Origin of the sequence: Streptococcus mitis (assembly GCF_009496205.1) — a bacterium.
GTDB classification, from domain to species: Bacteria; Bacillota; Bacilli; order Lactobacillales; family Streptococcaceae; genus Streptococcus; species Streptococcus mitis_BN.
This window is the reverse complement of record NZ_WIJO01000109.1, coordinates 1-848: the sequence shown is the minus strand read 5'-3', so window position 1 is coordinate 848 and position 848 is coordinate 1. Positions and strand designations below refer to the sequence as shown.

Annotated in this window: 1 protein-coding gene; it reads right to left on the bottom strand. The window is 37.1% G+C overall.

Annotation, left to right across the window (positions count from 1 at the left end):
* A partial coding sequence (locus GEZ85_RS10115; protein ID WP_194251557.1) for a transposase occupies nucleotides 1-289 on the bottom strand: 289 nt, incomplete at its 3' end.
* Between the last annotated feature and the right edge of the window lie 559 nt (nucleotides 290-848).

Sequence of the window (848 nt, the reverse complement as noted above, 5' to 3'; positions counted from 1 at the left end):
AACCCAGAAACCAGCGATAGGCGGTATTGACCTCAATGTCCTTGATAGTTTGGCGCATGGAACGGATACCGTAGAAACATTGGATGAGAGGGATTTTAACCAGCATAACAGGGTCTAAACTAGGACGCCCTTTATCCTCAGAATAAGTATCTGCGACCAAGTCATAGATGAAGGAAAAATCGATAACTTGCTCAACTTGACGAAGAAAATGGTCTTGCGGAACGAGTTCGTCTAGCGTGTAAAAACCAACTTGATTGTGGTTGTAGTCTAGATTTTCTTTGTGAAACATAGGGAATACCTCACAACTTTTCTTACATCTATTATACGACTTTACACAAAGAAAAGCCCTTAGAAACTTGTAGTCTAAGGACTTTGTCTCCAAAAAAGAGTCTGGGACAAAAGTCTAACCTTAGATATAAAAAGCGAACAAAACGAGTTATCTGACACTCAGAATTCTGTCTTGTTCGCTTTTTTGTCGAATCAATCGATTTTAAAATTTATAATAAAGAATTCCGAAAATCAAAATCTTTTTGTCCCAGCCTCTTTTTTTGGAGATAAGGGACTATTGTCCCAACCTCCTTTATTTGAAAAAAGACAGTAAAAAGCTCAAAAAATCATTTCCTGTGCTATACTGTAATTGAAATTTTTTTAGTTTTGGCGTTAGAACTGTTTCCTCAGTCCTAGCGCCTTTTCTTTTTGATAAGTCTGCTTGGTGGAGAGTAGTTTGTAAATGATTCTGAGAATCTTATGAGCACAAGCAATAATCGCCTTCCTCTTGCTTCCTCTTTGGGAAATTCGATTGTAAAAAGAAGAAAAAGCTGGATCCTTAGATAGAATGTGCTGCAATT